The sequence below is a fragment of the Laspinema sp. D2d genome (genome assembly GCF_025370755.1).
GTDB lineage: Bacteria > Cyanobacteriota > Cyanobacteriia > Cyanobacteriales > Laspinemataceae > Laspinema.
Genome location: NZ_JAMXFC010000031.1, coordinates 38233 through 59206 on the forward strand (window position 1 = coordinate 38233; position 20974 = coordinate 59206).

The window sequence follows — 20974 nt, forward strand, 5'->3', positions numbered from 1 at the left end:
GAGCAATCCTCACTATAACCACCCGCCCCCTTCATACTTGGCATTGAAATTCGCAAATCTCGTTCTCACTAAAGTATTTAAAAATTCCCATAAAAACGTGACCGCCAAAAAATCGACAGTTGCCTAAGTCTTGGAACTACCCGTGATAGCAATTTCGGGAAATTTGGGTATAATCCAAAACAACTGACACTGATCCGAATCCAGAAGGATCCAGACAATCACTTGTTCCTTCTCGTGACTCGGGATTAAAAAACAGTCGGGGAGGGGTCGTTCCAGATCCAGTGACTCAACATCAATCAAAGAGAGTAACCCAGGGGTATCCTATCAGACCCCCAAATTTGGCCTAAGACGACCATTTACATCTCGTAAATATTGGTCTATGGTGCTAAGGGTGTATTGGCCTCCAAAATCGGGACTACCCATGAATCTAGGGTTCCTCATTTTCGGTTCACTAATGCACTGCCATTGTCCCATTAGACAGAATGCGTGCATTTTCAAAAAAACTATCGCAAAAACAGAAGGAGGGTGCAATTTTTATTGAATATATCTTGAGTTCGTCTAAGCATTACTGAGCGATCGCCAATGTCGAGAATCCATGACAACCCCTACTTTTTGATGATGTAGCCGAGCGATCGGCCTTGAAAAACTCCGATTAATGAGTTTAGTATTCACCCAAACCACTCTGTAGAGAGAATTCCCAAAATGGCAGAAATTAGCGAACCGAACAATCCCCTGGCAACAAACCTTCCAGGATCCACTATTCCCGGATTAGATGAAAGCGATCCCCTAGAATCCTCTCGAACTTTAGAGGAAGAGGGAATTTTTTTAGACTTATCCTTACTACAAATCATTCAAGGCCAAGGTGGAGATGATACCATTATTGGCTCCCAGGCTGACGATACCATCGTGGGCAATGACGGAGATGATACCCTCTACGGAAATGTAGGTAACGATAGCCTCCTGGGAAACCAAGGCAACGACACGATCGCCGGTGGTCCCGGTAACGACATCATTCAAGGCAATAAAGGGGACGACTTCCTCTTCGGAGACTTAACTCGCGACGGACTCCCTCTCTCCGAAGGATTTGGCAACGACCTCATTTTTGGTGGCATCGGCAATGACCGCCTTTTCGGTAATCAGGGTGACGATACCCTCAACGGGGAAACCGGGAACGACTCCATCTATGGTGGCAAAGACAACGACCTCATCATTGGTGAGGCAGGAGAGGACTTCCTCTCAGGCGATGATGGCAGCGACCTGCTCTATGGTGGCCTGGACAATGATATTCTCGCTGGTGGCCTCAACAACGATACCCTCTACGGGGAAGAGGGCGCTGACATCCTCAATGGCAACGAAGGCAACGACCTCGTAATTGGCGGTGCCGGTGACGACATCCTCTACGGTGACGACCTCACAGGGGAATTCGTTGGTGCAGGAAACGACATACTTTACGGAAACGAAGGCAATGATATCGCCTACGGTGGCTCCGGCAACGATATTCTATTTGGCAACGAAGGCAATGATATCCTCTTTGGCAACCGAGGAAATGATGTCCTGTATGGAGGTCAAGGAGATGATACAGCCTATGGTGGACAAGAGAATGACCAAGTATTTGGGGACAAAGGCAATGATGTCCTCTTTGGCAATCTCGGCGATGACTTCGTAAATGGGGGTCAAGGGAATGATCTACTCCTAGGCAACGAGGGGAACGATCTCCTGGACGGCAGTTTTGGAGACGATATCATTTACGGCGGTCAAGATAACGACACCCTTCGAGGCGAGGATGGAAATGACCTGCTGTTTGGCGATAAAGGCAATGACGTAATTTTTGGCGGAGTGGGTAGCAATACCCTCACCGGCGGCCCAGGGTCAGACCAATTTGTAATTTCCCCGGGATTAGGATTTTTGCAACAGACGCGAAACTTGATTACCGACTTTACCGATGGGCAAGATTTCCTACTTTTAGCCGATGGCATCACCTTTGATGATCTCGACCTCCGCGAAGAGATCGACGCCAACGGGACAGTTAATACCGTCATTTTGGATCGGCTGACTGGTACCGTTACCATTTTGCAAAATGTCAGTGCCAGCGCGATTACCCGGGATGATTTCCTACCCCCACTCGCACCGCCACCACCACCGCCACCGCCGGAGGCAGAGCCACTCCCAGACATCCCCACCCCTCCGATTGTCAATGTTCCTGAAATCCCGGAACCCGAACCCGAACCCGAACCCGAACCTGAAGAGAGTGTCATTCAATTTAGCAATGCCACCTACCGAATTAATGAAGATGGGACTCCCGAAGCGATGCTAGTCACCGTGACTCGCGGCAATAGTACCGAAGGGGTGATTACTGCCGATGTGGTTCTTCAAAGCAATCCAGGAACTGCAACAGCGGTAAACGATTATCAGAATGTTTTCCCGTTTCCTATCCAGTTTGCAGAGGGAGATACCACCTCACAACAGGTTACTATTCCCATCCTTAACGATACCCTCGCCGAAGATACGGAAACGATTAGCTTACAACTGACCAATCTCACCGGTACTGCGGTTTTAGGTAGCCAATCTACAGCCACCGTAGAAATTATCGACGATGATAATCCAGGAGAGTTAGAGTTTGTCATTCCAGCAGAAGGGAGTTTCAGAGTTAAGGAAGATGGAAGCGTGGTCCGAGAAGTCCAGGTCCGTCGAGTCAATGGTAGCAGCGGCGAAGTAGGCGCTGATATCTCTCTGGCTGCCGGTTCCCCGAGTACAAATCCACCCGCAGAAGCGGGGATTGTGGGAGAAGATTTTGCGGCAGTTGAGGTTGCCGTATCCTTTGCGGATGGGGAAACCGCAACTAAAACCATTCAACTCCCAGCTACAGCAATTTTACGCGGGACAGTGAGTCGAGTGGATGGTCTCAAAACCGTCAACTTATCCTTGACCAATCCCAGAGGGGAGGTAGAACTCAGTACCACCCCGGCACCCCTGCAAATTGAAGATATTGATCAACTGGTTGTCAGTATTGAGGTGACTCCCCCAGGAAATGAAGGGTTTGAAGCCGCACAGGGGGACCTACAAGGCGAGGCTACCCGAGAAGGGGTGTTCACGATCGCCCTGCGAGATGCCAATGGTGCTGAAGTCCTTGCTCCTGCCGGGGGTTTAACGGTTTCTTATCGGGTGGATACCACAGCACCGGCAGAACCCACCGATCCAGAAGCCGCAGTCGAAGGTCAAGATTACAATGCTCTCTTAAATGATGCAGCCTTCACCTTGGGTAGCAATAGCGTCTTCATTCCCGAAGGAACTTCCTTTGCTACCATTACCATCAATCCGACTGAGGACAGTTTGCCCGAAGGGAGTGAATTCATTAAGCTCATCCTGAATGAAACGGCTGATTACAACCTCGCCAGTGATAAGCAAGAAGGGGAAGTTCTCCTGATTGATAATGACTCACCGATTGTCCGCATCAGTCCAGCTACGGAACGGATTAAGGAAGGAGAAACCCCTCAGACTCTCTTGACCATCTTTCGAGAAGATAGTGCTGGTAATCCGATCACCTCGGGAGCTTTGACCGTCAATTATGGCCGGGGCGGGACTGCGTCCGATGGTGTAGATTATGACCTGTTGACTGGGCAAGTAGTGATTGCAGATGGTGCCTCCTTCGCCACCGTTGAGGTTCGGGCTTTGGATGATAATAATACAGAACTGGATGAAACAGTTCGTATAACCCTGCAAGGCTCAACGGATGCTACCCAGGTTTATGAAGTTAAAGAGGGACAATCCCAGAGTGTGGTTACCCTTGAAGATAATGAGACTCCCCAAATCAGTGTACAGCCACGGGCTGCCGATATCTTGGCTGATCCTCCGACGGGTAACCAGTTCCAATTTATCCGGTTTGGCGATAAAGCGATCCCCCTAAGCGTGAACTATAACCCTGCCGGGACGGCTCAACCGGGCACGGACTACACGGCATTACCCGGCACAATTAACTTTACTGCGGGACAAAGTTCGGTGTTAGTTCCGTTAACTCCTATTGACAATCCGAATGATGATGCTCCCAAGACTATCGACGTTGAGATAGTAGATGGAACAGCTTACGATCTAGGAACAATCCCTAGGGGCAGTCTGACGTTCTTAAACTAAGAAGAGTGTCTATTGGGGTTAATGCCTCTTAAGCCTCAACCCTTTAGCCGAAGTCTCCCCAACCTTGAGAAGGGGAGACTCTGCGGCTTTTGTATCAATAGGTTAAGATCGAGATAACAAGCCTAGATTAAACCCTAGCCGGAAACCGCACCCCCTAAGTTCATGAGTTCTCAAGTTCTTGTCGAAAAGAAAAAGTTAGAGCATCCACCTCGGGATATTCGTTATCTCGGCGATCGCGATTTGCGTCAGTCTGCCAAGCGCGTGGCTCAAGTAGATGCGGAGATCCGCCAACTGGTGCGGGAAATGCTCCAAAGTATGTACACGGCGGATGGCATTGGATTGGCGGCCCCTCAAGTGGGGGTCCAAAAACAAGTGATTGTGGTAGATTGCGATTTGGAAAACCCGGCAACTCCGCCTCTGGTCCTGATCAATCCGGTGATTAAGAAATTCGGCGGCGATGAATGCACTTATCAAGAAGGCTGTCTGAGTATTCCCGGGGTTTATTTGGACGTCAAACGTCCCGAAATTATCGAAGTGGCGTATAAAGATGAACGGGGACGTCCTCAAAAAATGACGGCGAAAGGGATTGTCTCTCGCTGCATTCAGCATGAAATGGATCACCTCAATGGTGTACTCTTTGTCGATCGCGTGGAAAATCACCTGGCGCTAACTGAGGAACTTGTCAAACAAGGGTTTTCGACGAAAGACGTTAAATCTATCCTTTAGAAAAGAGTCAACGGTTAACTATTAGGGGTTAACCGTTTTTTCATGCTTAAATTGTCAGGTAGTCATCCTTTATTGGTCAGGGTTTCTCATGTTCATGTCTCCCAAAACTTCCCTCTTTCTGGGCGCTTCCTGTGTGGCGGCGATCGCCTCGGTGGGTTCGATTTTTGAACTCTCTTCTGGACAACCGGAACTCGGCGCAGTCGCCACTACGATCATTTTGGCAGTTAGCGTTCCTAGCGTGGTTTTATTCTTCTTAGCGGCGGTGCGTGACGCCAGATCTTCTAGCTGATTTGCCCCTCTCTCATCGGGTTTGGCAAGTATCATTTTTAAGGTAGGGTGGGTCTTCTCTACCCTACTCTTTTAAAACTCCTAAATCTGTCACCAGGGGTAGATGATCAGAGCCAATATTAGGTCCTTTTCGAGTGTTTAAAACTTGGATTTCTCGATTGACGAAACAATGATCGATAGGGATGGAAAGCAGGGGGTTAGGGGTAGGCCAAGTGGGCATGATTCCAAACCCTGAACGTGCATTTTGAAGGTTGGAATTTTTGACAAACTTTCTATAAATAGGAGACCATAGGCTGATATTAAAATCTCCTAGAACTAAGGCTGGGTTGTTTAAAGGGGCTACATAGTCAGCAATCGCTTCTAACTGCTGATTTCGCTTTTTAAATAGGTTTTTTGAGACGGGAATCTGAGTATGCGCTAACAAAATAGTCAAGACTTTTTCCGGCAACGATATTTGGGCGACAACCCCTCGTTTTTCGGAATCTAAACTGCCCTCATAAACCCGTTTTAAGGGTAGAGAACTATACAAAGCAATATCTCCTTTTAATACTGCATAAGGCAGAATATCCCGTAAGGTTTCTAACTGTGCATTCCATTCTCCTTTAACCTCCATAAATGCAGCAATATCGGGAGTTTCTTGGCGGACAAACTTTAGGAGTTTTTCGTAATTTTTATTTTGAAATAAAAGGTTGGACTGCAAAACTTTCAGGGGAATTGAAGATTGAACCGGGGTGGCGATCGCTGGATTGGGCCAGTACCAAGGTGCAATTTCTGCCAAATTCAACAAAATACAAATTAAACTAACAATAATCCAAGGCTTACGCCGTTTAAAAGCAAAATAAAATAACCCAATTATTCCTCCTATCAAATATTGCAGCTTAAAATGAGAAGTTAAATCCAACAGATAGGAAACCTGGCCCAAATATCCCATTATAGAAAGACAAATTAATCCACAAACCCCTAATTTGAAACTATCCATACCTAAAAAATTAACTATTGTTAATTTTGGAGTTTCATTGTGTAAAATCACCCATTTAATTTGAATTTTTAAAGGGTATGAAAGAGGGAATTGGTCAATTTCTGCTAAAAGTTTATCTGCGGGTTCTAATTGTCTGCGTTTCTGATAAATTTTTATCAAAAATGTATCAATGCAGCCATTAATCACCGCATTCACGACTAAACCGACTCCCACTAAAAACAACAGACCTCCCAATAATTTAAACGGCCCGCCTAAGTTCTGTAATCCAGACCAAATTGCTGAATTTCCCGTTTTTCCAGTAGAATGAATACTGAAAAAAAGAAGTAAGGCCGGGACAGCAATAGTCATTCCTGTAGTTATGAATTTATCCATATTTTTTACGGCTTAAACCTCGGAGTAACTTGCTAAATACCTTAAAGAAATAATTAATAAAATTCGCCATTAATTTGGGCTAGTGGATGAAAAAGCTTACAAAAATTTCTGGGATTTAGCCATGAATTTTTCTAGTAATCCAGTACGTTTGATGATTTCCTAATCGCCCAAAGTAATGGCAGTCGCCATTACTTTGTTATTCCCCAAAGCCTAATTGTATCGGTTACTTTTCTGCTCTATAATCCTAAATCTACCCCAATTCTATGGGCGCAGGCAAACCCAGAAAAAGCCACCGCATTTAATCCTTGTCCTGGGAAGGTACTATCTCCCACACAGTACAATCCCGGAATTGAAGTGCGGTTAAATGGCATTCCCAACAATCCCCATAACTTGCGTCGGGGAATGGGTCCATAAGTCCCATCGACCCGATTTAAAAACCTGCGGTGCGATCGCGGTGTTCCCACTTCCATATAATCCAATCCCGCATCTAAACCGGGAAAAATCTCTTCTAAACGCTCAATAATTCGTCCTGCTGCTTCTTCCTTTTTTTCTTCATACTCTTCCGATGACATTCCCTCCCAATCTTTAATCCAACTCGGGGTAAAGGTATGAATGATATGATATCCCTCCGGGGCTAAACTCGGATCCAAAAGGGTGGGAATCGACACAAAAATTGTCCCCTCGGGTTCTTCCATCTTCTTCCACTGGTCTAAGACAATATGATGACAAGCGGTATCCGGCGGCAATACTCTCGCTTCTACGCCTAAATGCAAGCTAATAAAACTGGGTGATTTGCGATAGCGATTGCGCCAGCTTTCTTCTTTCCGAGGCAATTGGCGATCGCTCAATAATTTGTCAAAGGTATCCCATCGCGTCGCATTTGACACAATCCGTTTGGCTCGATATTCTGCTCCTGTGGTCAATTTTACCCCCACGGCCTGTCCTTTTTCTGTGATAATCTTATCGACCCGGGATTGATAGCGAATGGTACTTCCAGCATTGACTAATCCTTCGGCTAATTTCTTAGCAATTTGTCCCACGCCGCCTTTAGGATAATTAATCCCACCATAGTGGCGATCGGAAAACACCATTCCAGCATTAATCATGGGAGTCATGTCTGCTGGCACCACGGACCAGCAATAGCATTCGATATCGATAAATTTGAGGAGGGCCGGATCTTTGATATACTTGCGGGCAATATCTCCGGCATTCAGAGGCAGATATTTGACTAACCCCAAACAGGCGAGGGGATGCTGGAAAAACACCTGCGTCAGATAGCGGGGTTCTTCCAGGGACAGTAACGGCATGGCATTCAGGCAGTTGAATACGTTCCAGCATTCATCGTAAAATTGGCGAATTCCCTCCCGTTCATGAGGAAAGCGGCTGCCCAGTTCTTGCAAAAATTTCTCATAATCCCGATGAACTTCTAGGTCCAGTCCTTCCGGGAGGTGATAATGGATCTGAACCGGATCTGGGACGGTTTCGAGGTGGACTTTGACCGCATCGAGGGCACGAGTCAGCAGGTTCGTGGTGCCTTTGTCCCCAAATCCGAAGATCATCGAGGCCCCTTGGTCAAAGCAATAGCCGTTGCGCTCAAAGGATCCAGAACTGCCTCCGGGAATGGTGTAGCTTTCCAGGACTAGGACCTTGGCTCCTTTGGCGGCGAGTTGGGTTGCGGTAACGAGTCCGCCAATGCCAGAACCGATAACGATAACATCAAAATTCTCAGTTTGGGGTGAGGTTAGGGTGGAAGCAACTGCCATGAGTCGAAGTCTTGCGATCGCCTAAAGGGTTATGAATGGCATAGCTGAACTACATTGCACTGCACCCGCATCTGGAGCCCTGTTCGATTTTCGGGACCGCTAGATGCCGGTTTTACAGACAATGCCGCAAGCTATGGGGTTATTGTAAGGGAAATTTTAGGTCAGGGGCGCAGGGGATTCGGTTATTCTCATCCCCAAGCTTTGCACCCACCCCCAAAAGAAATACGGGACTAGCCGCTATTGCTGACCAATCCCGCCTGCCGATCCTTTTTGAGAGGAGAACACTTTAGTAATCTCAATATAGACTTATTGAAAATCTTTGTCAATACTTATTGAGAAGTTTTTTCAGAAAAATTTTTCAGCTAATCTGCGAGTTAACAACAGGTAACAGAATCGGCTACAGAAAACGATCGCCCCAGATGAACGCAGCAGACCCCGAAGGCAGTACAATCGGTCTGGTCTCCAACCTAGAATTTAAGACAAGCGATCGCCTGTGAAAGCCCATGACCATACAAATGCGAGTTTATGTGCCGCCGCATCCGTTAATCAAGCATTGGCTTGGGGTGGCGCGGGATGCATCAACCCCACCGGCCCTTTTTCGGAGTGCCATCACTGAATTAGGACGCTGGCTAACCTATGAAGCCTGCCGCGAGTGGTTGCCGGTGATAGAAACGACCATCGAAACTCCCCTGGCTCCTTGTCCCGCCACCTTTGTGAATCCGCAAGTGCCGGTTGTGGTAGTGCCGATTCTGCGTGCGGGATTAGCGCTCATGGAAGGGGTGCAACCCGTGCTCCCTTTGGCAGCGGTGTATCATTTAGGTATGGTCCGGGATGAAGAAACCCTGGAAGCGCGCTGTTATTTAAACAAACTCCCGGATCAAATTGACCCTCAAACCCGCGTGCTGATTTGCGAACCGATGTTGGCAACCGGGGGGACAATTATGGCAACAATGGCGATGCTGACTGAGCGCGGTGTGGATCCCGGGCTGGTTCGGATTTTGTCGGTGGTGGTGGCATCCCCCGCCTTGCAAAAATTGAGTCAAGCCTATCCGAGTTTGAATATCTATACCGCTTGCATTGATGAAAGTCTCAATGAGCAAGGTTATATTGTGCCTGGATTGGGAGATGCAGGCGATCGCGCCTTTGCAACTTTTTGATCGCCTGAGTTCCGAACGATCCCCCTGAATCCCCCTTGTTAAGGGGGACTTTGACCCTTGAGCAATGCTACAGCAACGCCTTCAGGAGCATTAACAAGCTGCCGGTGTGTCGCGGTGGCGAGGGTTTCGCCGGAACTAAAGAACAGGAGAGTACCCGCCCCAATGTGTTATTATATCCAGCATTAGAGGGGTTCCGGGACCCGAGATTCCCAGGGTAGAAATTAATAAGCCACAAGTGAAACCAGCAGCAACTCCAGACAGGGTAAGCCAATGAGTAATCGAGATAATTTTGCAGGCGGATTTTTACTGGGAACGATTTTAGGTGGCATCGTGGGTGGAGCGATCGGGGCAGTCGTCGGTGCAAAACTGGCAGAAGAGAATAAGCCACCGGAAAACGGGAACCGTCCCGAACCTAGACCCCGAAAGCTGAAAAAACGGCAGTTTGCCGAACAAGCAGGCATGGAAACGGCACGGCGTTCCTTGGAAAACAAAATCGCTCAACTCAATGATGCGATCGATGATGTGCGCCAACAACTGAGCCATGTCAACGGGACTACAGTGGATGAAACCGACAACATTTCCACTTTGGTGGAAGAATCCTAATCCGATTCAGATGCTGCCACAATTAGGACCCTAGTACAGGAGCGATGAGAAACCGGGTTTTTTGACAAAATCTCTGGTGATTCCCGATAAAAGAGGGAAAAAAACCCGGTTTCAGGTCCCGTCCGACTAAATTTCGGGTAGCGATCGCCCGATTCCTTTGCGATTCGGAAACCCGACTTCATAAAGATTCGGCGATCGACTACACTAAAAACAAGGCTCGATCGAGCTTAAAATTCAGATAATCCAAGCCAATCAACCATAATGAATCCCGCACTAGACTTGATTTTCAGCACCCTAGCTGCATTTTTTCAAATTTATTTCGTTCTGTTGATCATTCGGGTTCTCTTAAGTTGGTTTCCCAATATCAACTGGTACGATCCGCCGTTTTCCATTGTCAGTCAGCTCACGGATCCCTACTTGAATATTTTCCGTTCTTTTATTCCACCTTTAGGGGGAATCGACCTTTCCCCGATGTTGGCAATTTTACTTTTGCAATTCGTTTCGGGGATCTTTGGCAGTTTATCAGCCAGTGCAGCATTAGGGTTTTAAAGCCCCTGATGGACCGTTTTCCCTTGGAACTCCCAATTCCCCAGTTACTCCAGAGCACAAAAGCGGCGAGTCTGATCTCGCCGCTTTTTGTTGAGGAAATTCAGCTTAATCCAGACTATCGAGACTGTTGTCATAGAGTAACGGTTTGACCTGCCCACTAAATCCCCGCGCCTTGAATTTTTCTAATTTGAAGGGTGTGGGGAGATTCGCCGGAACGGAGATTCTGAACTCAAAATCGCTATTTCCTGGGGGGACCGACTGAATATTACCGAGGCGAGTGCGATTGGGCATGATATTGTTACCATTGGCATCATAAATCACGCCAAATACATCCGCATCATAAACGGGTTTGCCGGAGGTATTTTTAGCAGTTCCGCTAATGATAAAACAGTTGGCAGCGCTCATATCACCACTGGCTACAATGCCCTCGGAGAGTTCTTCACCACAATCTTTGTAGGCGATATTGGCAACTTGGATATCGGTGAGGGCTAAAGCGGGAGGACTAAACCAGAACAAGACAATCGCGATCGCGATGGGAAGAATTATCCTCTTTAACGGGAAGAATCGCCCGGTTTTAGGGAGGGAGAGTTGCAGAGATTTGATCATCAAAAGACCTCGGAATTAGGGAAGGTTTGGAATTCAACAAAATTAAAGATAGGCGGGCGCTTCAACAACAAAGCTAAAACCTAGCTTACCGCGAAGGAGGGTCGGGGAAAAAGCCTTCCAAAGAAGGTCTAAACCCTGGGGTTTGAAGGAGTTAAGGAAGAGGGGTTATCCCTGTAAATGCTGACGGAGTGCTTGACCCATGATATCAACGGGCACCGGGCGATCGAGCCAAATTTGTAAGGCGGCAGCCCCTTGTCGAACTAACATTTCTGAACCATCGATCGCCACTGCACCCACTGCCTGCGCCTGTCGTAAAAATTCCGTAGGACTGGGGGTGTAGATTAGATCATAGGCGATCGCCCCTTGGGGAAGGGTGGCGAGGAGGTCTGGGGTCACCGGCGACTGCGCCACCTCCGGATACATTCCCACCGGGGTGGAGTTCACCAGTAATCCCGCCTGGGGTAGCAATTGCGGCAGTTCTGACCCGTCATGGACCGAGAGATTGAGCGTCCAAGGGGAATCTTGCCAACTGGTTTGAAATGCCTGCAATTTCTCGAAATTGCGGCCCACGACACAGATTTTGGCACAGCCTAACTGGGCTAAACCGGCGACTACCGCCCGCGCAGCACCACCGGCCCCTAAAATAACGGCGAGGGTTTGATTCCAGGGGCGATCGCAACGCTGCAACGGGGCGAGAAATCCTTCTACATCGGTATTGGTGCCTGCCCACCCGGTGGGAGTGCGCCAGACGGTATTCACCGCGCCCACGGCTTGAGCAACGGGAGAAATCTCTGATAAGAGAGGAATAATGGCCTGTTTGTGAGGAATGGTAATGCTAAATCCACGCACTCCGATAGCAGCGAAACCAGCAAGGGCAGTGGATAAATCGGACGGGGCGATCGGCCAAGGCAGATAGACAAAATCTACTCCCATTTCGGCGATCGCCGCATTGTGCATCACCGGAGAAAGGGAATGCTTCACCGGATAGCCGATGACCCCGAGTAATTGAGTTGTTCCTGTAATCGTTGGCATGGTCTAAAAAAGCGGATCCTGAAATCTTTTCGTGAATACGGTTAGAGTAGGGTTCTAACTACTGTCCCGCCCCTTGATTTTATGTCACAATTTTGAATAAGAACCGTACAAAAAGGGCGATCGGGTCAGGGTTCTCAAGGGCTGGCTATTTGTAAAACACTCAACATCAGGGGATTTTACCGAAACATTAGGGTTGTTGAGGTTAATCGGTGATTTGTACAGAAATAACCCTGTGCTGTCCTACCTGTTTCCAGATGCTGGCATTGATGGTTCAGGTTGGCGGCGCTATTTTGCTTTAGTGGACTAAAATTGTATCATGAAAAGACTCACCTATATTAGTAAATTTTCCCGCACCCTTTCTCGTGACGAAATCAATGCGATCGGTCGGGTATCCAGCCAAAACAATCAACAAGCGAATGTCACCGGAGTATTACTTTGTCTGGAAGGGATATTTTTTCAAATCCTAGAAGGCGACGCGGAGAAAATTGACCGCATTTATGAACGAATTCTCACCGATGATCGTCATACGGATATTCTTTGCTTAAAATCCGAAATGGAAGTTGATGAAAGAATGTTTCCTGATTGGTCGATGCAAACGATTAATCTGGATGAAAATACCGATTTGTTAATTCGACCCATTAAAGTCTTATTGCAGACTCTCACCGAATCCCACCGTGTGTTAGAAAAATATACACAACCTAGTATTTTTAAAATTATTAGTCAAGGGACTAATCCCCTTACTATCCGGCCCAAAGCCGTAGAAAAAATTGTATTTTTTAGCGATATTGTTTCGTTTTCTACCTTTGCTGAGAAACTGCCGGTAGAAGAGGTGATCTCCGTGGTGAATAGTTATTTTTCAATTTGTACCGCCATCATTACTCTGCATGGGGGAGAGGTAACTAAGTTTATTGGGGATTGTGTGATGGCTTATTTTGATGGGGACTGCGCCGATGAAGCCATTCAAGCCAGTTTAGATATTTTGACCGAACTGGAAATCTTACGAAATGCTGCCCCAGAAGGGAGCCCGTTGCGGGTACTCTACAGTGGGATTGGGTTAGCCAAAGGGAAAGTGATTGAGGGAAATATTGGTTCAGAGTTGAAGAAAGATTATACTATATTAGGAGATGCGGTGAATGTAGCGGCTCGATTGGAAGCCTTAACTCGTCAGCTTTCCCAAGCCCTGGTTTTTTCAGGGGAGGTCAAAACGAGTGCTCTGAAAGCTTGGAATTTTATCTGGCTGGCGGATTCGGCTTTGAAAGGGAAATCGGAATCGATTGATATTTATTCAATTGATAATGAAATGACGCGGAAATCCAGCGGAGGATTAGAAATTGCTCGGAATATTGGGCATTATTTGGAACGAGTGGGCGATCGCCAACCCAGTCAGATTTTTGGGGTAAAAAGTTTGCCGCTATAAGGAAGTCCGTGGATGGGGTGCATCTGGACTCAACCTGACTCTAGCATCAGTGTTAGGAACATCGGCACATGGACGCGGATAGATGCAAGAGGAGTTGCCTTGGTGGGTTGGGTTTCCAAAATGAGGGAACGCTAGGATACCGTGACGGGAATCTATCCGTGGCGATCGCCATGAACAAACTATAAAATTTTCATAAACCTTCTCCGGATTTTTTCAAAAACTTTATAATAGCTTTAAATGAATCAAGGAACTTGCTTTTCCAAGGGACTCACATCCATCGGTGAACTGACTTTTTAATCAGCCTCCATAGACTCTCTTTCTCCTCAAGACCCCCTATTTTTTCACCGTATTTACAGATTGACATTTATAAAATTTTATGTATGTCTTGACCTAAAACCGGGTATAACCGGGGTCTTTTGCACGAATTTTTAACCTTCTTCCTCATCCCAGAAATAACGATCTAAACCGCCTGTATCAACAAAACCCGTAAATAATCGGCTCAAGATACGGGGTTTCAAACCGCTTTCTTGATGGGGAATCCCTGTATATTCAAAGCAAATTTCGACTCTTCCCCAAAGTCAGCACAAAGATAGAGGGACTGAATTAGAACATAGAGCAAACTAATAAACGAAGGTTACCCGAAAAATCCTCAACCCTATGCCGGGTGGGGTTAAAGGAATAGACTGTTTGAAAGATATCCTGTTTCCTCCGGCTTCCGAGTCGGTATGGCATAGATAGAACAACAAACCGGGTTCCTGAATCTATTTTGTTGACAAATCGGTGAATTTTTGTAAAAAAAGCGGTTTCTAACGGCGACCCTAGGGTGAAAAATCACGCTAAGTTCTACTGGGGAAATTCAACCCTAAATCGTCTAACTTTTCGCCTTGTATAGAATCCCTGTCCCCCTTCTATGTCACTTATTTTGACTAATTTTGATTAATTTTGAGAGGTATTACAACATGAAAAACATCAATTTAACCCTGACATCTGCCGGTTTCGCGACCCTTGTCCTTCTGGGTGCAACCTCTTCCACGGTACAAGCCTTTTCATTAACCCAATCCAATCCCCTTAAAATTATGCCATTAGGGGATTCTAATACCCGAGGCCGAGGTGAGGATATCGCAGGCTATCGAGATGACCTTTGGATGCTGCTGAATAACAGTGGATTTAATGTTGATTTTGTCGGGAGTGCGACGACAAATCCTCCCAACAGTTGGAATCAATCCTATGGATTTGATCGCAATCATGAGGGTCATGGTGGATATGCGATTAGCGGTTCTACCTATGCTGGGGCGGGTGATTTGATGTCCAATATCGATAACTGGCTGAATGCCGCCACTCCCGATGTCATCCTGTTGATGGCAGGAACTAACGACTTTATCTTTCAGAATACAACAGCCCAGGAAACCATTAATGAACTGGGTACCTTAATTGATAAAATCTTTGCTTGGTCTTCCGATGTTTCGGTATTGATTAGCTCGATCGCCCCGTTAGCCCCCAATCAAGGATTATCCCAAGAAGCCGCTTTATACAATAATATGATTCCCGGTCTGTTAGGCAGCGATCGCTATCAACAGAATAACCTCTCTTTTGTAGATACCCGTAATTTGTTTACCCTGAATGATCTCTATGATGGAATTCACTTCAAACCCCAGGGTTACACCACCTTAGCCAATGCATGGTTTGATGGGATTGTTTCCGCCTCTAATCTAGGTCAACCTCCTAAAGATCCGATCGTCGTTGAAACTCCCGGACCAGACGACTCGGTTTCTATTCCTGAACCCACTTCCGTATTGGGAGTATTAGCATTTGGTTTAGTCGGCGCAGGATCGTTACGCAAACGCCGTCATGTATCTCCCTTTTCTACTCGTTAATTTTCTTTAAGTGGGGAGATTCAGAAGATTAAAGCCCCCTTTTCTAAGGGGGTTTTGTTCAAAATTTTAGTTTCTAAAGCGATCGCCTCTCTAAACCCAAGGGGAGAAGACTCTTCAGGGTCAGGATTATAATATTTGTAACCTGTCCTATCTGAGTTGCTTTTCAGGTAACCAAACTTTCTGCAACCTAAAGGCGGTGAAACGGTATGCTAAAACGAAATCGAAAGAATGACCTGTCATTACTAGAGAACCTCATTTAATGTGTCGTCATGTCAATAGAACCGACTACAAGTGAAGCGTTAATCCAACAAAATTTAGAACGCTTTCTCCTTGTCCTCACCGTTTCCCTGAGTGTCGCGACACTCCCGCAAGTTTTTAGCTGGGTACGACAAATTCCCTACACCCTGTTGTTAGTGATCGTCGGATTAGGATTAGCCTTCGTGGATGTGCGCCTCGTCAACCTCTCCCCGGCGCTGATCCTGTCCATATTTTTGCCCCCGTTGTTATTTGAAGCCGCCTGGAATCTGCGCTGGCAGGACTTAAAACGAGATTTAGTGCCGGTGAGTTTGTATGCAATTCTCGGCGTCCTGATTTCTGTCATCGGGATTGCGATCGCCCTCAATCAGTTAGCAACCATTCCCCTAGCTACCGCCTTGTTAATCGGCGCGAGTCTCTCCGCCACGGACCCGATTTCGGTGATTGCGCTATTTCGAGAACTTGGGGTCGAAAAACGCCTCTCCACCCTGATGGAAGGGGAAAGTTTGTTCAATGACGGCGTAGCGGTGGTTGCCTTTAGCTTGCTAGTGGGACTGGCATTAGGAACCAGTCACTTGGAACTACGCGGGACGATCGCTCAATTTGCGGCTTTTGTCGGCATTGGGATCGGCATCGGCAGCTTAATCGGATTTGGGATTTCCTACCTCACCCAACGCTTTGATTTACCCCTCGTGGAACAATCCTTAACCCTAGTCTCCGCCTACGGAACCTATCTTGTCGTCGAAGAACTGGGGGGTTCTGGGGTGATTGGCGTCGTGACGGTGGGGTTAATCTTGGGTAATTTTGGCTCGCGAATTGGCATGAATCCGCGCACGAGGCTGATTGTCAGCGAATTTTGGGAGTTTTTAGCCTTTTTTGTCAACTCCATCGTTTTTTTGCTGATTGGCGACCAAATTCAGTTTGCTTCCCTTGCCAATAATTTAGATACCATCGCCATTACTCTAGGTGCGATGTTAGTCACCCGGGCGATCGCCATTTATACCCTAGGAGGCTTGAGCAATTTCCTAGTAAAATCTGACATCAATCTTCGGCAACAAACCGTTTTATGGTGGGGAGGATTGCGCGGTTCCGTATCCATCGCCTTAGCCTTGTCTGTGCCGATGATTTTAGAAGCGCGAGAGGAAATTATTGCTACCGTATTTGGGGTAGTTTTATTTACCTTACTGGTTCAGGGTTTAACCACCAAACCCCTGCTTAAAGTCTTGAATTTGTTGGGAGATCAAACCGTCCGCCAGAACTATTTAGAGGCGATCGCCCGTCGCGCTGCACTCCAACGAGTCTTGAATCACTTGAAAGAAGGACAAGAGGGACCCGATATTGATTGGGAGTTTTATCGGTATCAAATTGCCCTGGTAGAAGGACAACTCAACGACATTCAAAATAACATTAACCAGATGCGAAGTAAACAACCGGAACTCCAGGATTTTGCCCGAGAACAATTCAAAGAAGAACTCCTGGCGATCGAAGCGGATACTTATGCCGAATTTGTGCGATCGGGTCGGCTGAATCGCGATTTAGCGCCCTTCTTACAAGATGTACTCAAAGGAGGGGATTGAAAACTACCAACCGAGGGTGTTATATGGAATCCGGTTGTAGTTTAAAAAACGCCACACCCTTCAACGGTGGGACACTTGCAGACAAAGCCCGCCTGCGCGGGCTAAGAGAGAAAACTGACTTTTGGCAACCGGATTTGGTATTAATCAGAACACTCCTGTCTTTGTATTAAAATCCATTTCCCGTTTTGACCCAGCTTGAGAGACCGCCGGGAGTTTGAAAACCGCCGGTCTGCTGGACTTAATTTAATCGTTAATCGACTCGTTTTTACTGTCGATAAACAGGTAAAGTAAAGTGAAATGCACTACCTTTATTGCGATAAGAATCCACCCAAATTTCCCCACAATTCGCTCGGATTAAGCGCTTACATAAGCCTAAACCGATTCCATACCCATCTTTTTCTTCATCGCGCTTGAGGCGAAATTTGTCCTCAAAAATATGCTCCTGATTTTCTGGGGGAATTCCTAGACCCGTATCGATTACGCTAACTTGAACCTTTTGTGTCGTGCGGTGCAAGATACACACTTCAATTTTTCCGCCTTGGGGAGTGTACTTAATCGCATTATCCACCAGATTTACAATCACCTGACGCACTCGTTCTCCATCGGCATAAACCGAGGGTAAATCGTTGGGAATGTCAGTTTTTAGGGTATGGGATTTCGCAGATAAACGGTCTTTGAAATTTTCTAGGATGTTCAACGTTAGGGTTTTGAGGTCTAGCTTTTGGGGATGAATGTGAAACTCGGAACTATTTGTGCTATGAGCAGCAACGAGGATATCTGAGATCATGCGATCAATGAGGCGGGTTTGAGTGCGAGCATGGTAAATTAATCTGGCCCGCAGTGCTGATGCCGCCTCGGGATTGAGAGTTTTTTCGGGTTTGTAAGTGATTTCTAGGGTTTCTAAAGCTAGGGAGGCTGCCGTCAGGGGATTGCGCAACTCATGGGCTAACATGGCAATCAGGCGGTCCTTGAAATGGAGTTGGTCCAGCAGTTCTTCTTTTTCTTGCTTCAGCCGAAAAATTTCATCGGAGAGTTCCATTAATTCGGCAGAATGTGCCAGTTGAGAAGAGATGCTTTTCCTTGGGTAATGGCCGATCGCTTCTTCTGATGTCTGCTTGCTGAGATAGTCTTCTACAGACTTTTGCCACCGATCCCACCACTTATCAAGTTCCGCGACTAAATTGCTGCCTGCTAGAACTTGTCGGGGTCCCGGGTGGAGTTTAATCAAAGCCGGAGTCGCTACCAGTTTAAACTGTTCCGCCAAATAAGGCTGTTCGCTGACGTCAATGATCTCCAAGTCAAAGGGGATACCTGTCCGCAATTTCTGAAAATAACTGCGGATTCGGCGAATTTGTTCACTCGATCTGGGACGCCTATCAACAAATAAGACAAGCTGTAAAGGTGCTTCATCGTTCTGATGCATGGTTTTTTCCGGAACTGCCCTCATGCAATCCCCTTGCGGCAAGGCGGCTAAAAAAGTAACACTGATTTTGAGCTGGAGACAAGTGACTCGATCGCCCTAGTGGTTCTTTTGTTTTTCTTTATATTTATAAATTATCCTGTTTATTGTCGATTCGTGAAAGAGTAAAAATGATTTGACTCTTGTCACGACTTGACTACCCACAAGGAAAAGAGCTAGGGCCTTCCTACGGGTCTAAACCCACCCAATCGAACCTCAACTTTTAACCCGTTGAGACACCCAAACGTTAGTTGTCAAACCTTAACATTTTCTTAAGACTTAAGCGAGGAATGTTGTCAAACTTGCAGAAAAAATCAGGGGGGCGGTTGGTGGTCACAGTTGCGATCGCCTTTTTTGTGGTGACTATGGTCTTCACCCTCCACCGCTACTACACCTTTTACGCCTCTTTTGACCAGGGAATTTTTAACCAGGTCTTTTGGAATAGCAGCCAGGGACGATTGTTCCAAAGTTCTCTGTCCTCGGGCCTTTCCACCAATGTTGTCCATAGTGGAGAAGTCCCGGACGTTTCCTATCACCGTCTCGGACAACATTTTACCCCGGCCCTGTTACTCTGGCTACCCATTTACAGTCTGTTTCCCTCTCCCGTCACTTTGAGCGTGCTCCATGTGACGATGGTCACCGCTGCGGGAGGGGTACTCTATTTCCTGGCCCGAGTCTATTTAGAACCAGCGATCGCCAGTTGGATTGCCGTGAGCTATTATGCGGCCAATGCGATCGCCGGTCCCACCCTCTCCAACTTCCATGACAACTTTCAGATGCCCCTCTTTGTCTTCAGTCTGTTGCTGGCAATGGAAAAACGGTGGTGGTGGCTCTTTTGGCCCCTGGCCCTCTGCATTTTAGCCGTCCGGGCCGATGGCGGCATCTCCCTCTTTGGCGTCGGAGTGTACATGATTCTTAGCAAACGCTATCCTAAACGCGGATTAGCGATTTGTACCCTCAGTTTCACCTATATTGCCCTTTTGACCAACCTGATCATGCCCCTGTTTTCCGACGATATTTCTCGCCGGTTCACCATTGAACGATTCGGGCAGTATGTGGATAAAGAAGAAGCAACAACGTTAGAGATTCTTTGGGCTTTTATCAGCCAACCGGGATTGGTGATTTGGGAGATTATCACCCCAATTGGGGGAAAAATAAAGTATCTCCTGGGACAATGGTTGCCCTTGGCCTTTATTCCCGCGTTCTCCCCCACCGCTTGGGCGATCGCTGGATTTCCCCTGTTGGCGATTTTCTTGCAGCAAGGTCAAACCGCCTTATCGATTAATATCCGCTATGCCATGACCGTTGTGCCCGGTCTGTGTTATGGCACAATCCTCTGGTGGTCCTACCGGCAACAGTCCTTGCAAACCCCAGTCCGGGACGTGATTCGCCAGGGACTCTGGAATAAACCCACCCCACCGCCGGTCCCTATCAATGAACCCAAGCAAACCCCGGAGACCAATTTATTAACCGGCAAGATTGCCACCTGGGGCGATCGCCTCAATCGCATCCTTGAACCCCTGCGCAAAAAAGCCGACCACTGGTGGGAAACCCATCCGAAACTGCTCAAACTTTCCATGCAGCGCTTTTGGGCCATTTGCATCGGGTTGTCCCTGTTGTTTACCTTTACCTCCAACCCGAATCGCACCTTTTATTTTATTATCCCCGACTCCATCAACCCCTGGGTGTACGTTTCCCTACCGCAGCAGTGGCAACATAGTCGCCATATCCGGAATCTCATGTCTCAGATTCCCCCGGATGCCAGTGTATCCGCGACCACCTATTTAGTACCTTCCCTATCGGGACGGCGAGAAATTCTGCGCTTTCCGTTTTTGCGGTTCCGCAATGATGCCTCAGAAGAAGTCAACGTCGAATATGCGATCGCCGACTTGTGGCAACTCCAACAATATCTCCCCGCTTTCACACATGATCGCGCCCTGTTTCGGGATTTAGTCCCCTTTATCGAACAACTCCATGCCACGGACCAATATGGCATCATTGGATTTGAACAGGGAGTCATTTTAATGCGCCGACAAACTCCATCAGATTCAGTCGCATTAGCGGCATGGCAGCGGTATCGTGAAGAGATTGAGCCATTATTGAAACCGGATGCGTAAGCGAAAAGAAGGCACCTGAAGAAGGTGCCGATTTAGCAGGAGATTGAGAATGGTGCAAAATGTCAGTTCTAT

Annotated in this window: 15 protein-coding genes; 10 read left to right on the forward strand and 5 right to left on the reverse strand. The window is 47.2% G+C overall.

Features of this window, described 5'->3' with window-relative positions; translation table 11 throughout:
• Positions 1–702 precede the first annotated feature (702 nt).
• The 3 genes from NG796_RS19070 (at position 703) to NG796_RS19080 (ending at position 5143) form a co-directional block, all read left to right on the forward strand.
• On the forward strand, positions 703–4128 hold the full coding sequence (locus tag NG796_RS19070; protein ID WP_261208477.1) for a Calx-beta domain-containing protein: 3426 nt from the start codon (positions 703–705) through the stop codon (positions 4126–4128).
• Positions 4129–4290: 162 nt separating this feature from the next.
• Positions 4291–4854, forward strand: a complete 564-nt coding sequence (def, locus tag NG796_RS19075; RefSeq protein WP_261208478.1) for a peptide deformylase — start codon at positions 4291–4293, stop codon at positions 4852–4854.
• 88 nt (positions 4855–4942) lie between these two features.
• The gene (locus NG796_RS19080; RefSeq protein WP_261208479.1) at positions 4943–5143 is read left to right on the forward strand and encodes a hypothetical protein; all 201 of its coding nucleotides are present in this window, start codon (positions 4943–4945) and stop codon (positions 5141–5143) included.
• A gap of 63 nt (positions 5144–5206) precedes the next feature.
• Here the strand turns inward: NG796_RS19080 and NG796_RS19085 are convergent, their stop codons facing one another.
• Positions 5207–6469, reverse strand: a complete 1263-nt coding sequence (locus tag NG796_RS19085) for an endonuclease/exonuclease/phosphatase family protein (protein ID WP_261208480.1) — start codon at positions 6467–6469, stop codon at positions 5207–5209.
• Between the two features lie 260 nt (positions 6470–6729).
• Positions 6730–8256 (reverse strand): carotenoid isomerase, encoded by a 1527-nt coding sequence (crtH, locus tag NG796_RS19090; RefSeq protein WP_261208481.1) that lies wholly within the window; start codon positions 8254–8256, stop codon positions 6730–6732.
• Positions 8257–8759: 503 nt separating this feature from the next.
• On the opposite strand from crtH, the gene upp reads away from it, so the two are divergent.
• From upp to NG796_RS19105, 3 genes are all read left to right on the forward strand, one after another.
• A complete protein-coding gene (gene upp / locus NG796_RS19095) occupies positions 8760–9413 on the forward strand; it encodes a uracil phosphoribosyltransferase (protein WP_261208483.1) in 654 nt (217 codons plus the stop codon).
• A gap of 270 nt (positions 9414–9683) precedes the next feature.
• Positions 9684–10016 carry a hypothetical protein gene (locus tag NG796_RS19100; RefSeq protein WP_261208484.1) on the forward strand — a complete coding sequence of 111 codons (333 nt, stop codon included), beginning with the start codon at positions 9684–9686 and terminating at the stop codon, positions 10014–10016.
• Positions 10017–10277: 261 nt separating this feature from the next.
• Positions 10278–10565: a YggT family protein gene (locus NG796_RS19105; protein ID WP_261208485.1), complete on the forward strand. Its 288-nt coding sequence runs from the start codon at positions 10278–10280 to the stop codon at positions 10563–10565.
• Positions 10566–10670: 105 nt separating this feature from the next.
• On the opposite strand, the gene NG796_RS19110 is transcribed toward NG796_RS19105, so the two are convergent.
• Together NG796_RS19110 and NG796_RS19115 are read right to left on the reverse strand one after the other, a co-directional pair.
• Positions 10671–11171, reverse strand: a complete 501-nt coding sequence (locus tag NG796_RS19110) for an FxLYD domain-containing protein (RefSeq protein ID WP_261208486.1) — start codon at positions 11169–11171, stop codon at positions 10671–10673.
• Between the two features lie 165 nt (positions 11172–11336).
• Complete coding sequence (locus NG796_RS19115) at positions 11337–12203, reverse strand: shikimate dehydrogenase (protein ID WP_261208487.1); 867 nt, start codon at positions 12201–12203, stop codon at positions 11337–11339.
• A 316-nt stretch (positions 12204–12519) separates the two neighbouring features.
• Between NG796_RS19115 and NG796_RS19120 the strand changes: the two genes are divergently transcribed.
• From NG796_RS19120 to NG796_RS19130, 3 genes are all read left to right on the forward strand, one after another.
• Positions 12520–13620, forward strand: a complete 1101-nt coding sequence (locus NG796_RS19120; RefSeq protein WP_261208488.1) for a BLUF domain-containing protein — start codon at positions 12520–12522, stop codon at positions 13618–13620.
• 959 nt (positions 13621–14579) lie between these two features.
• Positions 14580–15494, forward strand: a complete 915-nt coding sequence (locus tag NG796_RS19125) for an SGNH/GDSL hydrolase family protein (RefSeq protein WP_261208489.1) — start codon at positions 14580–14582, stop codon at positions 15492–15494.
• Positions 15495–15763: 269 nt separating this feature from the next.
• Positions 15764–17326 carry a cation:proton antiporter gene (locus tag NG796_RS19130; RefSeq protein WP_261208490.1) on the forward strand — a complete coding sequence of 521 codons (1563 nt, stop codon included), beginning with the start codon at positions 15764–15766 and terminating at the stop codon, positions 17324–17326.
• A 265-nt stretch (positions 17327–17591) separates the two neighbouring features.
• Here NG796_RS19130 and NG796_RS19135 read toward each other — a convergent pair whose 3' ends face one another.
• The gene (locus NG796_RS19135; protein WP_317619331.1) at positions 17592–18749 is read right to left on the reverse strand and encodes a histidine kinase; all 1158 of its coding nucleotides are present in this window, start codon (positions 18747–18749) and stop codon (positions 17592–17594) included.
• Between the two features lie 326 nt (positions 18750–19075).
• Here NG796_RS19135 and NG796_RS19140 point away from each other — a divergent pair, with 326 nt between their 5' ends.
• Positions 19076–20902: a DUF2079 domain-containing protein gene (locus NG796_RS19140; RefSeq protein WP_261208493.1), complete on the forward strand. Its 1827-nt coding sequence runs from the start codon at positions 19076–19078 to the stop codon at positions 20900–20902.
• Positions 20903–20974 lie beyond the last annotated feature (72 nt).

Excerpts from the sequence above, each read along its gene's own strand:
- NG796_RS19070 (WP_261208477.1), top strand. The coding sequence starts at position 703 with ATGGCAGAAATTAGCGAACCGAACAATCCCCTGGCAACAAACCTTCCA.
- def (WP_261208478.1), top strand. The coding sequence starts at position 4,291 with ATGAGTTCTCAAGTTCTTGTCGAAAAGAAAAAGTTAGAGCATCCACCT.
- NG796_RS19080 (WP_261208479.1), top strand. The coding sequence starts at position 4,943 with ATGTTCATGTCTCCCAAAACTTCCCTCTTTCTGGGCGCTTCCTGTGTG.
- NG796_RS19085 (WP_261208480.1), bottom strand. The coding sequence starts at position 6,469 with ATGACTATTGCTGTCCCGGCCTTACTTCTTTTTTTCAGTATTCATTCT.
- crtH (WP_261208481.1), bottom strand. The coding sequence starts at position 8,256 with ATGGCAGTTGCTTCCACCCTAACCTCACCCCAAACTGAGAATTTTGAT.
- upp (WP_261208483.1), top strand. The coding sequence starts at position 8,760 with ATGACCATACAAATGCGAGTTTATGTGCCGCCGCATCCGTTAATCAAG.
- NG796_RS19100 (WP_261208484.1), top strand. The coding sequence starts at position 9,684 with ATGAGTAATCGAGATAATTTTGCAGGCGGATTTTTACTGGGAACGATT.
- NG796_RS19105 (WP_261208485.1), top strand. The coding sequence starts at position 10,278 with ATGAATCCCGCACTAGACTTGATTTTCAGCACCCTAGCTGCATTTTTT.
- NG796_RS19110 (WP_261208486.1), bottom strand. The coding sequence starts at position 11,171 with ATGATCAAATCTCTGCAACTCTCCCTCCCTAAAACCGGGCGATTCTTC.
- NG796_RS19115 (WP_261208487.1), bottom strand. The coding sequence starts at position 12,203 with ATGCCAACGATTACAGGAACAACTCAATTACTCGGGGTCATCGGCTAT.
- NG796_RS19120 (WP_261208488.1), top strand. The coding sequence starts at position 12,520 with ATGAAAAGACTCACCTATATTAGTAAATTTTCCCGCACCCTTTCTCGT.
- NG796_RS19125 (WP_261208489.1), top strand. The coding sequence starts at position 14,580 with ATGAAAAACATCAATTTAACCCTGACATCTGCCGGTTTCGCGACCCTT.
- NG796_RS19130 (WP_261208490.1), top strand. The coding sequence starts at position 15,764 with ATGTCAATAGAACCGACTACAAGTGAAGCGTTAATCCAACAAAATTTA.
- NG796_RS19135 (WP_317619331.1), bottom strand. The coding sequence starts at position 18,749 with ATGCATCAGAACGATGAAGCACCTTTACAGCTTGTCTTATTTGTTGAT.
- NG796_RS19140 (WP_261208493.1), top strand. The coding sequence starts at position 19,076 with ATGTTGTCAAACTTGCAGAAAAAATCAGGGGGGCGGTTGGTGGTCACA.